The organism is Candidatus Planktophila sp. (genome assembly GCA_030681675.1).
Taxonomy (GTDB): Bacteria; Actinomycetota; Actinomycetes; order Nanopelagicales; family Nanopelagicaceae; genus Planktophila.
Map to the genome: position 1 here is coordinate 82,320 of JAUXRP010000003.1, position 14,134 is coordinate 96,453.

A 14,134-nucleotide genomic window follows, 5' to 3' on the forward strand; every position below is an offset into this window, starting at 1 on the left:
GTGAGTGTATTTTACTTAAGCAGTTGCCGCAGCCACGCCAAATGGCTGCAAATACTGCAACCAACGATCATCGCTTCGACCAGTTCCAAGGATTCTCCATGCCGCCCCTACGGGCTCTCGTGGTATTTGGCGAAGCCTCCAGCCAATCTCTTTCAGATGTTTGTCGGCCTTTAAATGATTGCACTTATGACATGCTGAAACTACGTTCTCCCAAATGTGAGCACCACCACGACTTCGGGGAATTACATGGTCGATAGAAGTTGCCGGTGCGGTGCAGTAAACACATCTACCACCATCTCGGGCAAAGACTGCACGGCGCGATAATGGCACCGCATGTCGATATGGGATACGAACAAATTTATTTAGGCGAATTACAGATGGTAGCTCCAGTTGGCCACCTGAAAAATGCACTACATTGCCGGAGTCTTCAATCATCGTGGCACGGTGATTCAGGACAAGAATCAGGGCGCGGCGTTCAGTAATGACACCTAGCGGTTCATAGGTGGCATTTAGAACTAGTGTGCGCGACATAATCGCTCCCGATCTGGCGCATGGCCTGCGCCGATTGGTTTATCTTGCACTACAACACGCCTCGGCACGGGTATTTCATTGCTGAATTTAGGTAAATATTTGGCTACAGTCATATGCCTATGAGCGATTCAGCGCAAAACTTCTTCGAATGGGTCAGCGGCACCCCCCTTCGAATCTTCATCATCCTTATTACAGCCATCGTGGTCCAGAGTTTTGGTGGCCGAGCAATCCACCGTGCCATGAAACGCCTGTCAACAGCCGAATTAGTCTTGGGACCTCGAAATATTGTCGCACGACAAAAAGAGCGCGCTCGCACAATTGGTGGAGTTTTGGCCGCGACGTTGAAAACAGTTTTATGGATAGTAGCCATCGGAATGGTACTTGGTGAATTTGGTTTTAATTTGGGACCACTTATCGCATCAGCTGGAATTTTAGGTGTTGCAATCGGCCTTGGGGCACAAACATTAGTGCGCGATACATTATCTGGGATCTTTATGTTAGTTGAAGATCAGTATGGTGTCGGCGATAATGTTCATGTATTGGATGTCCAAGGAGTAGTAGAAAAAGTTGGTCTTCGTGTTACAACAGTTCGAGATAAAGAAGGAACACTTTGGTATCTACGCAATGGAGAAATATTAAAAGTTGGAAATCAATCTCAATCTGGTTGATTAACCATCGAATTCGCCGCCATCACTAAATAACCCCACAATTGAGCTCGCAAAGCAGCATCCATTTCAATGCCATCGATTACTTGTTGCATTGCATTCAACCAAGCATCGCGCGCAGCTGCATTTATATGAAAACCCGCATGACGCATACGTAGACGTGGGTGTCCACGATTTTCTTGATACGTCGTTGGTCCGCCCCAATACTGTTCGAGAAATAATTGCAAACGTTGCGCCGCGGCTTTCAAGTCTGAATCTGGATACATTGGACGTAAAATAGGATCAGTTGCAACTCGTGCGTAAAACTGTGAGACTAAATCAGAAAAGAACCCTTCTCCACCAACTTGTTCATAAAAACTACTCATTGATTAAACTCTCGACATCTTTCTAGAATTAACGGCCAATACAATTACAGGGATCGCAGCGAAGAAGCACAGCCAGCCATAACTCAGAGTTCCGATGATGATTCCAGCAAGTGCGCCCCCACCCGCGCCAGATAAGTTCATTACTAAATCGCTGGCCCCTTGCGATGCAGGGCGCATTTCAATTGAAACTGACTCGGATAGAAGCGCAGATCCTGCGATTAATGTGCAAGACCAACCAAGACCTAGTAAAAATAGCCCAATGCCAATTTGAACCGCATTATCGGCCGCAGCGGTTCCAGCGATGATTGTTGAAGCTAAGAGAATTACTAAACCAATTTGGATAACACGTATTCGTCCTAAGCGATCGCTGAGAGACCCGACAATTGGCGAAAATGCATACATTCCGAGAACATGCACGCTAATTACAAAACCGATAATACGTAGAGAAACGTCGACATGTTTCATGTGTATAGGTGTCATGACCATGACTGACACCATAGCTAAATGACCAATTGCAATTGCCGAAATCGAATAGAGAGCTTTTGGATTAGAGCGAATGTGCGAAAGTGCCGCCTTGGTTGAACCTTTGTGATGAACAACATTGGCCTGTTTTTCTGCGGTTAAGTAAGGATCGGGTCGCAAGAAAATTTGAATCACAATGGTGGCAAAAAACAACGTTGTTGCTGATAGTAAATATGGACCCACTAAACGAGGTAAATTAAAGTGTTCGGCGATGTTGCCCGAAGGATCCATTAAATTCGGACCTGCTACCGCGCCAATTGTTAAACCCCATACAACAAATGAGAGTTGCTTAGCGCTTGTCTCATTTGTAGCTAAATCAATGGCAGCAAAGCGAGCTTGGTAGCCGGCTGCATGTGCTGCACCAACTAAAAATGTGCCAAGTAACATGAATAATAAACTGCGATGAGCTCCACCAATAATTGCAAAAATCGAACCAATCACACCTGATAAATATCCGACCGATAGCGCTAAACGTCGCCCACCGCGCGATGTCAATCGAGCTAATGGAAGTGCCAACGCTGCTGCACCTAATACAGAGCTTGTCTGTGCTAACCCAGCCAAGGTCTCTGAATCGGTAATTGATGAAACTAGAAGCGAACCAGCGGCAACGGTACCGGCAGTCGCAATTCCAGTGAGAACTTGCGCAGTAGCAAGTGTGCGAACCACTCGGTACTGGAGCTGAGTATTTGGCATTAGTTAATTAATCTCACCCACACAGCAGTATCGGTTGGCAAAGTGTGAGCAAGTACTTTGCCGCTTGCAACTAAAATCTGCGAGTTCGATGGAAGTTCAAAATCAGCACCGAAATTGATGTAACACGCGAAATCTCCAGGGCGCTCAAAAGCTACGACATCTGCACCCGCTTGTATCCACTCCATTTCTCCATCACCTAAACCCTCTTCGGCCTTTCGAATCGCGAGCGCCTCGCGATACATAGACAATGTCGAGCCCTCTACCCCCTCTTGGGAATCAACAGAAAATCCTCCCCACCACGATGATTGTGGCAACCAAGCTTGATCTGGTGTCAATGAATCTTTGTTTGAAAACCCAAATGCCCCAACCGGGTTACTAGACCAAGGCAACGGAACGCGGCACCCATCGCGGCCACGATCTAAATGCCCACTCATTTTCCAGCGTGGATCCGTAAGACGCGATTCTGGAATATCGCGGACTTCTGGCAGCGCCAACTCTTCGCCTTGATACATATATGCACCCCCTGGCAGCGCTAACATCATTAGCGCAGCACTACGGGCGCGCAAAGTTCCGCGTTCAATATTGAACTTCGCAGGATCTCCTTGGCGCGAAAGCGTTGTATCACCGTGATTTGTTAACCCCAAATCTAAACGATCAACTGATCGCACGACATCATGATTATTAAATACCCACGAAGTCGGTGCACCTACTTCTGCAAGGGCATTAATTGAGTGATTAATTTTCTCCTTAATTTCAGCTGGCTTCCAGAGAGTCGTGAGCATTTCAAAGTTAAAAGAGTTCTGTAACTCATCACTCCTTACGTAGCGAGCAATACGCGATGCCGGACTGACCCAAGCTTCAGCAACTGCCATGCGATCTCCAGGGTATGAATCAAAAATCTTTCGCCATGAACGGTATATATCGTGCACGCCTTCTTGGTCCCAGAACGGTTTATGTTCGGTGCCAAGCATTTCAGCGGCTGGATCTTTCTTGATATCTGGCAAACCTGCCTCTTTAAACATTCCATGTGCGACATCGATTCGAAATCCATCGACGCCTCGATCTAGCCAAAACTTCAAAACATCTTCAAGGTGAGCTACAACTTCTGGATTTTCCCAGTTTAAATCGGGCTGTTCGACGGCAAATAAATGTAAATACCACTGACCTAACTTTCCATCGGCCTCCGTCACGCGCTGCCAAGCCGGACCACCAAAAACAGCCTCCCAGTTATTGGGGGGCACGTCACCGTTGACGCCTTTGCCATCTCTAAAAATAAATCGATTGCGCTCAACTGAACCTGGGGCAGCCTTTAATGCAGCTTGAAACCAGGCGTGATCGCTGGAAGTATGGTTTGGAACAATGTCAACGATTAATTTAATGCCAAATTCATGGGCCTCTTTAATGAGAGTTTCAGCTTCGGCCAATGTTCCGTAATCAGGTTCGATATCCATGTAGTCGGCGACGTCATAACCGTGATCGTGCTGTGGGGATGGATACCACGGCGTAATCCAGATTGCATCAACCCCGAGTTTTTTTAAATACGGCAGGCGCGAGCGGATGCCTTCAACGTCTCCAATCCCATCTCCATTTGAATCTGCAAAGGAACGGATGTAAATCTGATACGTAACCGCATCTCTCCACCAAGGGCGCTGCGCACGTGAGGCAAGCTGCGACATTATTACTCCGTCTCTATATACTTTTTAAGAACTTCTCTTTGGACATCGGAAAGTGGGCGAGAGTTTTTCGTATCCTCGGTTACTGTAACTTGTACAGTTTTAATCCGAGCATAAAGAGTTCCGTCTTTTGATATTTCGTAGACCAACACGAATGATGATGTACCTATCGATTCTACCCACATGGTTACATCAATAAATGTATTGCCTTCGGCAATTGGTGCCTTGTAATCGGCCTCAGCTCGGGCCACAACCATGTTAAAAAAGCCGAGCATTGCAAAGCGAGCTTCCTGTGCAAAAGTAAGATACTTTGCATGATTGACATGACCAATCGCATCTAAATCATCCCAACGAACATATTGTTTATTAATAAACTTCATTTATCGAGTCAGCTTTCTATATGTAACGCGGTGCGGACGTGCAGCGTCGGCACCTAAGCGTTGAATTTTATTTTCTTCATACGATTCGAAGTTACCTTCAAACCAGAACCACTTCGAATCACCTTCGTAAGCCAAAATATGGGTCGCTACGCGGTCAAGAAACCATCGATCGTGAGAAATTACAACGGCGCAGCCAGGAAACTCTAGGAGTGCATTTTCAAGTGAGCCTAAAGTCTCAACATCTAAATCATTTGTCGGCTCATCGAGCAAGAGCAGATTTCCACCTTGCTTTAATGTGAGCGCTAAGTTCAGGCGATTTCGCTCTCCACCGGACAGAATTCCTGCTGGTTTTTGCTGATCTGGACCTTTAAATCCAAAACACGATACGTAAGCCCTAGATGGCATTTCAACCATTCCCACTTTTATGAAATCAAGGCCGTCTGAGACGACTTCCCACAGCGTCTTTTTGGGGTCGATACCGCCACGGGATTGATCCACATATGAAATTTTGACGGTCTCGCCGATCTTTACTGTTCCAGAATCCGGGGTTTCCATCCCCATAATCGTTTTAAAGAGAGTTGTTTTACCGGCACCGTTTGGACCAATCACTCCCACGATTCCATTGCGGGGCAACGTAAATGAGAGATCATCGATGAGAACGCGATCGCCAAAGCCCTTGGTTAAGTGATCGACTTCAATGACAACATTTCCAAGTCGTGGACCAGGTGGAATCTGAATCTCTTCAAAGTCCAGTTTGCGCATCTTGTCGGCCTCGGCCGCCATTTCCTCGTACCGTGCCAGACGGGCCTTAGATTTAACTTGACGTCCCTTAGCATTTTGCCTGACCCACTCGAGCTCTTCAGTTAATCGCTTTGCGCGCTTGGCATCTTTTTGCCCTTCAACCTTTAATCGAGCAGATTTAGTTTCTAAATAGGTTGTGTAGTTGCCTTCATATGGATAGGCACGTCCACGATCGAGCTCTAGAATCCACTGCGCCACATTGTCCAAGAAATACCTATCGTGAGTAATCGCAACGACTGCGCCATGATATTTATTGAGATGTTGTTCAAGCCACAAAACAGATTCGGCATCTAAGTGGTTGGTTGGTTCATCAAGTAGTAATAAATCGGGGGCCTGTAAAAGTAATTTACATAATGCAACGCGCCGTTTTTCTCCTCCAGACAAGACTGAAACATCGGCATCCGGTGGTGGACAGCGCAGCGCATCCATCGCCTGTTCTAACTGTGAATCCAGTTCCCAGGCATTTCGGTGATCAAGTTTTTCTTGCAGATCGCCCATTTCAGCCAATAACTTGTCATAGTCCGCGTCCGGATTACCTAATTCATCACTTATCGCATTGAAGCGATCGAGCATCGCAACGGTTTCGGCGACGCCCTCTTTAACATTCTCAATAACATTTTTGCTTTCGTTGAGAACTGGCTCCTGCAGCAGGATTCCAACGGTGTATCCAGGAGTTAAGTAGGCCTCACCGTTAGATGGCTGCTGAAGACCGGCCATGATTTGAAGAACCGTTGACTTTCCAGCGCCATTGGGTCCGACTACACCGATTTTGGCGCCGGGATAAAACATAATCGTGACATCATCGAGAATTACTTTGTCACCATGCGCTTTTCGCGCCTTTTTCATCGTATAAATGAACTCAGCCATGAGATGAAACCTTACCGTTATGTGTCGGTAGACTGCGCATCCTCGACCCTACAGGCGCCTGTAGCTCAGTCGGATAGAGCACCCGCCTTCTAAGCGGGTTGTCGCAGGTTCGATTCCTGCCAGGCGCGCATGGCCAATGAACAGCCCAATTTAATCTGGATCGACTGCGAAATGACTGGGCTCTCCCTCGAAAAGGATGTCTTAGTTGAAATCGCGGTCCTGGTGACCGACTCCGAGCTCAATGTAATTGGCGATGGCGTCGACGTCGTGATTCGGGCGAGCACTGATGAGTTGGCCGGGATGAACGATTTCGTCACCGCGATGCACACGAACTCAGGATTAATCACAGAAATACCCAACGGCCTTTCACTCGTCGAGGCCGAACTGAAAGTAATAGCATATTTACTTGAGTGCGGCTTAACCCCGGGCAAATCTCCACTTGCTGGAAACTCAGTCGGCGTGGATCGAAGTTTCATCGCTCGCGATATGCCGGCCCTTAACGATTTTCTTCACTATCGAACCATCGACGTCTCGTCGATAAAAGAGTTGGCACGCCGCTGGTATCCCAAGGCCTACTTCGCATCTCCAGCTAAAACTGGCAATCACCGCGCACTTGGAGATATTCAAGATTCAATCGCCGAGCTTGCTTACTACCGAAGTGCAGTTTTTATCGCCCCTTAAATGTAGCCACAATTATCTGATATTGTACCCTCATGGAAATCGGCATCAGGGAGTTCAAGGATCGTCTATCTGAAATTCTACAACGCGCAAACCAGGGCGAACAGATAACTATTACTAACCATGGCCAACCGCTCTGCCTACTCTCACCGATTAAGGTCGAGGAGATTAAACGATCCGAATTTCTAGAACGTGCAATTGCTGAGGGCAGAGTAAGGCCCGCTACTCGCACCTCTTTGAATAAAATTAAAAGAATAGTCCCGCGTAAAGCTGGCCCTACATCAACAGAAATATTGATGGAATCTCGCCGCGAGCGCAGATTTTGACATCTTTATATTTAGACACAAGCGCAATGTTAAAAAGATATCTTGAAGAAGAGTTTTCCCAGCAATGTGAAGAAATCATTGCGCAATATCAGGATACTTATATTTCCCAAATCGGCGTGACCGAAACCCTCATCAACTTACGGAAGCGTCTGAGCACTCACGAATTCGCCATGGCCACAAAGCTTTTCCAGAACGATATCGCCGCCTTTCATATCATCGAATTTGATGAGCAGACCTCTTACTTAGCAGTTGAGATTTCCCAGGGCACTAATCTGGCGACCTTAGATGCCATACATCTGGCCTCGGCAATAAGTGTTGGTGGCAAGAGAATCGATTTCCTGACCTATGACACCGCTCAGCGCAAGGCTGCAAAATCCCTTGGACTTAAGACCCCCTGGTCTTAAGCGCCGGTAGAGAAGGTAGACTTTGCCACTCATGGTGGACGTAGCTCAGCTGGTAGAGCACCCGGTTGTGGTCCGGGATGTCGCGGGTTCGAGCCCCGTCGTTCACCCCAAGTTTAATTTAAAGAGACTTTCTTTAAATAGTTCCTTCTAACAGGAAGCCGGCGCTAATGATCTTTGATGTCATTATTGAAATTCCAGCTGGCAGCCGTAACAAATACGAAGTCGATCATGTGACCGGAGAGATCCGCTTAGATCGCATGTTATTTACAGCAACGCGATATCCCTATGACTACGGCTTTGTTAAAAACACACTCTCTCTCGATGGCGATCCTCTGGATGCTCTGGTGATGTTAGATGAGCCAACCTTTCCTGGATGTGTTGTCTCATGCCGTGCCGTTGGAATGTTTAATATGACCGATGAAGCTGGCGGAGATGACAAACTGCTCTGTGTTGCAGCAGGTGACATTCGAAAAGAGTCCATCCAAGATCTAAAAGATGTTCCTGCTTTCGAGCTCTCAGAAATCCAACACTTCTTTGAGGTGTACAAAGCTCTAGAACCTGGCAAAAGCGTAACTGGTGGCAACTGGGTCGATGCAGCTGAAGCCCGAGCCGAGATTGAACGCTCTCGCAAACGAATAAAAGATTCTGCGCACTAATTCAATTAGCCGGCAGGGATTAATTGCCCAGGGCATGGTTGAAGTAGTTTCAAAATTGCGGTTTTTTCTGGTGCGGTTAGCCACAAACCATATTTATATTTTACGGCGACTTGCCGTGCAACGTAAGAACATCGATAACTCTTTTTCGGTGGTAACCACGTAGCTGCATCGCCAGCACCTTTTTGTGAATTTAATCTTCCCTTGACGGCTAATAAATTTAGTGGGTCATTAGCTAAAGCTGTGCGCTTTTCAATGGTTAATTTAAAGGCTCCGGTCTGCCAAGCATTTGAGATAGCCACCACATGATCAATTTGTACATCAGAGCTCGTCGTCACTCCGCGGAGAAAACTAATAGTTTCGCCCGAATATGGATCTACAAGAACTCCTGACATGACGACACAGTCCTGAGAACTCACCTTGTAGATAATTGTGATCAAGTCTCGATTGAGAATATCGTTGCGTGTATCACAGCCATTGTGATCGACATCTTTCCAGGCGGTTCCAAATTGATCGCGGGCATATCCCGTCTTTGGAGCTCGACCTTTAACTGCCAACATCTCGACCACATCAACGGCCGTTGGCTGGGCCGCTTCCGCGCCCTGTGTAAGAGCCGATAAAAAAAGTGAGAGGCATAGGGCAACCCTTATTTCCCATTGACTCATATCTCAATTTTGGCGGTGTCGCCTGTATGCGGCAAGGCCTTCGTTGCTGATAGGTTTCCCTCTGCATTCAAGTGTTTCCGGCACCTGAATGCTTCGGGTTGTTAGCTCAGTTGGTAGAGCAAGGCACTCTTAATGCCTGGGTCGGGGGTTCGAGTCCCTCACAACCCACTTACAGAGGTAAGTGGTTCCGAAAAAACAACTCACCGTAAGTCAATGAGTTGGTGCCTGTGAATAGGCATGTAAAAAGGAAACGGGCTAAGACGCATCGCCCCAGCACTTCCATTATCTATCTGACTTCACTAACAATTGTGAATAAGCAGAAAGAGTTAAGAAGGTTGGAAAATGCTCTTCATCCAAACAAGTCTGGCGAAAGATCGTTACCGCATCCTCAAAACGATCATTATCATCACGCTCAATTTCATTAAGTATGTCAAAAATAAGTTGCTCGACCAAGCTATGGGTGATGTGAGTTCCTTCGCGTGTCACGACCTCATATCGAATCCACTGCCAAATCTGCGATCGGCTAATTTCAGCCGTAGCGACATCTTCCATTAAATTATCGATTGCAGCTGCACCAGTGCCACGTAGCCAGGATTCGATGTAACGAATTCCCACAGAAACATTCGTACGAAGTCCCAAATCGGTTACATCACCACCAATCGATTGAATATCAAGCAGTTGGTCTGGTGTAACATGAACATCATCTCGAAGGCGATCCACTTGATTCGGTCTATTGCCCAAAACTGCATCAAATTCTGCCTGTGCAATTGGAATTAAATCTGGATGTGCCACCCATGTACCATCAAAGCCGTCTGCAGCTTCACGCGCCTTATCATTTTTAACCGCCTCCAGTGCCCGATCTGTAACCTCTTTATCCCTGCGATTAGGGATAAATGCACTCATTCCGCCTATTGCATGGGCCTTCCTCTTATGACAAGTTGCCACTAATAACTCGGTGTAAGCGCGCATGAATGGAACGGTCATTGTTATCTGAGCGCGATCTGGAGTTAAAAACTGTCTTCCAGATCCTGCAAAGTTTTTGATAATTGAAAATATATAGTCCCAACGACCTGCATTTAAACCAGCGCAATGGTCGCGAAGTTCCCAAAGAATTTCTTCCATTTCAAAGGCAGCTGGAATAGTTTCTATGAGTACGGTCGCTCGGATGGTTCCAAATGGAATTTCTAGTCGCTCTTCGGCATAAGTGAAAATAGAGTTCCAAAGTTGCGCCTCTGTGTGTGACTCGATTTTAGCTAGATAGAAATATGGCCCTGCACCACGTTCAATTAGCTCCTTTGCATTATGAAAAAAGTAGAGACCGAAGTCGACTAAGCTGGCAACAGCCGGCCGTGCACAATCTTCTTGATCTACAAATAGCAAATGCTTTTCCACCATGTGCCATCCGCGAGGACGCATAACGATCGTTGGCGCATTTTCAGCGGTAATTGAGTAAACCTTTTCACCTGAATCAAATGAGAGCTGTCTGCGGATTGCATCAAAAAGAGAGATCTGTCCTCCAATAATGTTTTGCCAAGTCGGACTTGTCGCATCCTCCAAATCGGCTAACCAAACTTTGGCACCTGAATTCATAGCATTACACGTCATCTTTGGGTCAGTCGGACCGGTTATCTCAACTCTACGATCTTCAAGTCCAGGACCTGGCCCTGCAACAAACCAACTTTCATCTTCACGGATTTGGCTCGTTGATTTCAAGAATGTTGGTCTATGTCCATTTGAAAGGTGTTTACGGTTTACCAATCTGTGTGCGAGTAGATCACTTCGAGTGCCTGAGAAAAGTTCATGCAGTTCAGTAAGAAATGCCATTGCATCGGAAGTTAATATTTCGTTGAACCTGGGATACATCTTGCCCATAATTGCTATGTGTGACATTTAATTCTCCTTAGGGTTGAGTTAATTAGTTAGTGAAACTGTTCGTTTTCAGTAGACCCAGCTAAAGCCAAGGTGGCGCTGAGTGCATTAAGTGCGCTCGAAATTGCATCAAAGTAACCTGTCCCAACTTCACGTTGATGTTTGGTTGCCGTGTACCCATCGGCTTCGCTAGCAAATTCGGCTTCCTGTAACTCAACATAAGCGCTCATTCCACGAGCTTTATATCCTTTTGCAAGACTAAACATTGAATGGTTAAGCGAATGGAAACCAGCAAGAGTTATGAATTGGAATTTGTAACCAAGTGCCGCTAAATCTTCCTGGAAAGTTGCAATTTGGGCATCATTGAGATGTCGTTTCCAATTAAATGATGGTGAGCAGTTGTACGCAAGTAATTTTCCTGGAAACTTTTCATGTATCGCTTTCGCAAACTCTCTAGCTAGCTCCAAGTCTGGCTCGCCGGTTTCAACCCAAATCAAATCTGCATACTCAGCAAAAGCTAAGCCACGAGTGATTACAGCATGAAGCCCTGGATTCACTCTGTAGAAACCTTCACTGGTGCGTTCTCCAGTTGCATACTGGGCGTCTCGAGAATCAATATCAGAAGTTATTAAGTCAGCAGCCAAAGCATCAGTGCGGGCAATAATTAGTGTTGGGACACCAGCAACATCGGCGGCAAGTCTGGCGGCATTTAAGGTTCTGATGTGCTGTTGTGTTGGAATCAAAACTTTTCCGCCTAAGTGGCCACACTTCTTTTCTGAAGCAAGTTGATCTTCCCAGTGCACTGCAGCTGCACCTGCTTGAATCATTGACTTCATCAGTTCGTATGCGTTCAAGGGGCCACCAAAGCCAGCTTCCGCATCGGCAACAATTGGAGCAAGCCAGTCAATGCTTGCCTTGCCTTCAACGCGTTCGACTTGATCTGCACGCATTAACGCATTGTTTATGCGACGAACAACTGCCGGGACAGAGTTTGCGGGATAAAGGCTCTGGTCTGGATAAGTTTGCCCTGAGAGATTGGCATCTCCAGCAACCTGCCACCCTGATAAATAGATCGCCTTTAAACCAGCCTTCACCTGCTGAACCGCCTGATTGCCGGTAAGTGCGCCAAGTGCCGGCACCCACTCCTCGGTTAACAGCAATTCCCATAGGTTTTCTGCTCCACGTCGCGCCAAGGTCGACTCTTCGGTTATTGAGCCTCTTAAACGCACCACATCGTCAGCTGTGTAATCACGCTTGATACCCGCCCAACGTGAGTTGCTCTCCCACTCATTTCGCAATTCTTCTGCGCTCTGGGTGTTACTTCCGATGTGGCTTTTCATAAACTTCTCCCTCTTTGATTGTGAAAAAGCAAGGGTTTTCCGCCCTTTGCTCTAATTAGTTGAGTATTAGGCATCGAATCGCGGAGCACATGAGTATTTCAATAGAAATAATTGATATTTTCTGTTTTCCAGAACTTTCGTAACTCTGCTGCAAGTGAGAGCATTACTCATGAGCATTTTAGAAGACGAATTTGATCCGCTAATTGTTGGACGCAGAATTCGAGAATTGCGCACTAAACAAGGAATGAATCTTGAAGTCCTCGCACGCGCCATTCAACGTGCACCATCTCAAGTTTCAGCAATAGAGAATGGGAAGAGAACTCCGCCAATTCTACAGTTGCAGAAAATTGCACACGCACTTGGCGTAACTTTGAACCAACTGTTAAGTGCTGAGAAATTGAGTGAGCGTTCGGCAAATGAACTTGAGATTGAACGTGCGCAACGGAGCGGCCTCTATGCATCGCTTGGTTTACCAGATGCCTACATTGGAAAAACAGTGAGTAATAGCATTCTCGATATTATTCTTGGTTTACAACGCGAAGTTGAAAGATTGCATCAGCAGAGATCGGCAACGCCTGAAGATGCACGTCGGGCAAATTTAGAACTGCGAAAAGAAATGCGCAAGATTAATAATTACTTCCCTGCACTAGAAAATGAAGCACGCAACCTTCTAGCGAAAATAGATCATAGTTCGGGGCCGCTCTCAGAACGCCTTACAGCTGAACTTGCTAACAAATTGGGTTTTACGTTGCACTACGTACAAGATTTGCCGGCATCTACAAGAGTAATTACTGATGAGAAGAACCGTCGGATATATCTACCAATGCGCCGGGAAGGTCGCGATGCACGAACAATTTTATTACAGGCTCTAGCCGGACATCTGCTTAAGCATTCTGCACCAGTTGATTATGGTGACTATTTGTTACAACGAGTTCAAACTAACTATTTAGCCGGAGCGCTATTGATGCCAGAATCAAATGCCGTCGATTTTCTTCAGAGCGCTAAAACCAAACGAGAATTATCCGTGGAAGATTTGCGTGACTACTTTGGTGTTAGTTACGAAACCGCTGCACATAGATTCACAAATTTGGCAACAGAGCATCTTGACCTGCCAGTACACTTTATCAAAGTTCACGAAAGTGGCGCTATCTCGAAGGCATATGAGAATGACAATGTGGCTTTTCCCTCCGATGTCTTCGGTTCAGTTGAGGGCCAAATAGCCTGTCGCAATTGGAGTGCCCGTAAAGTCTTCACCATTGAAGATCGATTTACGCCCTATCACCAATACACCGACAAACCAGCTGGTACTTACTGGTGCACCTCGAGAATTCAAAATAGCGCCCAAGGAGAATTTTCGGTCAGCGTTGGAACAAAATTTGAGACTGCAAAATATTTTAGAGGAAGAGCTTCGAATACCCGCTACAAGTCGAGCTGTCCTGATCCTACGTGTTGCAGACATGCACCAGCAGAACTGGAAGAAAAATGGGGCGGAATGATCAGGCCAACTCCTCGATTGAATTCGAGTCTCCTTGCCGCAGTGCCCCAAAACGGATTCCTTGGAATCGAACATCGAGAAATTCTGGAATTTCTAGAGGGACAGAAAGATTCTTAGTGCCTGGATCGGTGTATCGCTTACTTTGGTAGGTAATCTTTTGCTTATAGATCTTGTAACTGACTCTAGCTTTAGTCCTTTGAACGGCAA

General features: G+C 46.4%; 15 protein-coding genes and 3 tRNA genes. 9 read left to right on the forward strand and 9 right to left on the reverse strand.

Annotated elements, in window-relative coordinates; all coding sequences use genetic code 11:
* Positions 1–15 precede the first annotated feature (15 nt).
* Positions 16–531, reverse strand: coding sequence for an HNH endonuclease (locus tag Q8K48_00950; GenBank protein MDP1850966.1), 516 nt, complete (start codon positions 529–531; stop codon positions 16–18).
* 119 nt (positions 532–650) lie between these two features.
* Here Q8K48_00950 and Q8K48_00955 point away from each other — a divergent pair, with 119 nt between their 5' ends.
* Entirely contained in the window at positions 651–1,199 is a 549-nt protein-coding gene (locus Q8K48_00955) for a mechanosensitive ion channel (GenBank protein MDP1850967.1), read from the forward strand.
* Here Q8K48_00955 and Q8K48_00960 read toward each other — a convergent pair.
* Genes Q8K48_00960 through ettA form a run of 5 tightly spaced genes read right to left on the reverse strand, consistent with a single transcriptional unit; the run spans position 1,187 to position 6,497 of the window.
* The gene (locus tag Q8K48_00960; GenBank protein MDP1850968.1) at positions 1,187–1,561 is read right to left on the reverse strand and encodes a globin; all 375 of its coding nucleotides are present in this window, start codon (positions 1,559–1,561) and stop codon (positions 1,187–1,189) included. The genes Q8K48_00955 and Q8K48_00960 overlap by 13 nt on opposite strands.
* Before the next feature lie 3 nt (positions 1,562–1,564).
* Positions 1,565–2,776 carry an MFS transporter gene (locus Q8K48_00965; protein MDP1850969.1) on the reverse strand — a complete coding sequence of 404 codons (1,212 nt, stop codon included), beginning with the start codon at positions 2,774–2,776 and terminating at the stop codon, positions 1,565–1,567.
* Positions 2,776–4,452: a glycoside hydrolase family 13 protein gene (locus tag Q8K48_00970; GenBank protein MDP1850970.1), complete on the reverse strand. Its 1,677-nt coding sequence runs from the start codon at positions 4,450–4,452 to the stop codon at positions 2,776–2,778. The genes Q8K48_00965 and Q8K48_00970 overlap by 1 nt, the downstream gene beginning before the upstream one ends.
* Before the next feature lie 2 nt (positions 4,453–4,454).
* Positions 4,455–4,829 (reverse strand): thioesterase family protein, encoded by a 375-nt coding sequence (locus tag Q8K48_00975; protein MDP1850971.1) that lies wholly within the window; start codon positions 4,827–4,829, stop codon positions 4,455–4,457.
* Complete coding sequence (gene ettA, locus Q8K48_00980) at positions 4,830–6,497, reverse strand: energy-dependent translational throttle protein EttA (GenBank protein ID MDP1850972.1); 1,668 nt, start codon at positions 6,495–6,497, stop codon at positions 4,830–4,832.
* A 54-nt stretch (positions 6,498–6,551) separates the two neighbouring features.
* Here ettA and Q8K48_00985 point away from each other — a divergent pair.
* The 6 genes from Q8K48_00985 (at position 6,552) to Q8K48_01010 (ending at position 8,561) form a co-directional block, all read left to right on the forward strand.
* A tRNA-Arg gene (locus Q8K48_00985) sits at positions 6,552–6,625 on the forward strand.
* 1 nt (position 6,626) lies between these two features.
* Positions 6,627–7,178: an oligoribonuclease gene (gene orn / locus Q8K48_00990; GenBank protein ID MDP1850973.1), complete on the forward strand. Its 552-nt coding sequence runs from the start codon at positions 6,627–6,629 to the stop codon at positions 7,176–7,178.
* 32 nt (positions 7,179–7,210) lie between these two features.
* Entirely contained in the window at positions 7,211–7,501 is a 291-nt protein-coding gene (locus tag Q8K48_00995) for a type II toxin-antitoxin system prevent-host-death family antitoxin (protein MDP1850974.1), read from the forward strand.
* Entirely contained in the window at positions 7,498–7,905 is a 408-nt protein-coding gene (locus Q8K48_01000) for a type II toxin-antitoxin system VapC family toxin (GenBank protein ID MDP1850975.1), read from the forward strand. The genes Q8K48_00995 and Q8K48_01000 overlap by 4 nt, the downstream gene beginning before the upstream one ends.
* 34 nt (positions 7,906–7,939) lie before the next feature.
* Positions 7,940–8,015 (forward strand) — tRNA-His (locus Q8K48_01005).
* Positions 8,016–8,072: 57 nt separating this feature from the next.
* Positions 8,073–8,561: an inorganic diphosphatase gene (locus Q8K48_01010; GenBank protein ID MDP1850976.1), complete on the forward strand. Its 489-nt coding sequence runs from the start codon at positions 8,073–8,075 to the stop codon at positions 8,559–8,561.
* 5 nt (positions 8,562–8,566) lie between these two features.
* Here the strand turns inward: Q8K48_01010 and Q8K48_01015 are convergent, their stop codons facing one another.
* The gene (locus Q8K48_01015) at positions 8,567–9,223 is read right to left on the reverse strand and encodes an HNH endonuclease family protein (protein MDP1850977.1); all 657 of its coding nucleotides are present in this window, start codon (positions 9,221–9,223) and stop codon (positions 8,567–8,569) included.
* Positions 9,224–9,318: 95 nt separating this feature from the next.
* Between Q8K48_01015 and Q8K48_01020 the strand changes: the two genes are divergently transcribed.
* Positions 9,319–9,391 (forward strand) — tRNA-Lys (locus Q8K48_01020).
* Between the two features lie 114 nt (positions 9,392–9,505).
* Here Q8K48_01020 and aceB read toward each other — a convergent pair.
* Both aceB and aceA read right to left on the reverse strand, forming a co-directional pair.
* Positions 9,506–11,113: a malate synthase A gene (aceB, locus tag Q8K48_01025; protein MDP1850978.1), complete on the reverse strand. Its 1,608-nt coding sequence runs from the start codon at positions 11,111–11,113 to the stop codon at positions 9,506–9,508.
* 29 nt (positions 11,114–11,142) lie between these two features.
* The gene (gene aceA / locus Q8K48_01030; protein MDP1850979.1) at positions 11,143–12,432 is read right to left on the reverse strand and encodes an isocitrate lyase; all 1,290 of its coding nucleotides are present in this window, start codon (positions 12,430–12,432) and stop codon (positions 11,143–11,145) included.
* A gap of 169 nt (positions 12,433–12,601) precedes the next feature.
* Between aceA and Q8K48_01035 the strand changes: the two genes are divergently transcribed.
* Complete coding sequence (locus tag Q8K48_01035) at positions 12,602–14,044, forward strand: helix-turn-helix domain-containing protein (GenBank protein MDP1850980.1); 1,443 nt, start codon at positions 12,602–12,604, stop codon at positions 14,042–14,044.
* Positions 14,045–14,134: the final 90 nt, after the last annotated feature.